A 264-nucleotide genomic window follows, 5' to 3' on the forward strand; every position below is an offset into this window, starting at 1 on the left:
GTTTCGGGTCTATTCCCAGCGACTAGACGCCCTATTAAGACTCGCTTTCGCTACGCCTCCCCTATTCGGTTAAGCTCGCCACTGAAAATAAGTCGCTGACCCATTATACAAAAGGTACGCAGTCACCCAACAAAGTGGGCTCCCACTGCTTGTACGCATACGGTTTCAGGATCTATTTCACTCCCCTCTCCGGGGTTCTTTTCGCCTTTCCCTCACGGTACTAGTTCACTATCGGTCAGTCAGTAGTATTTAGCCTTGGAGGAT

General features: G+C 50.0%; 1 rRNA gene. It reads right to left on the reverse strand.

Annotation, left to right across the window (positions count from 1 at the left end):
- Nucleotides 1–264: ribosomal RNA gene (locus ACTD9P_RS30275) — 23S ribosomal RNA — on the reverse strand; the annotation flags it as partial.

Origin of the sequence: Pseudomonas onubensis (assembly GCF_965653655.1) — a bacterium.
Classification (GTDB): Bacteria; Pseudomonadota; Gammaproteobacteria; order Pseudomonadales; family Pseudomonadaceae; genus Aquipseudomonas.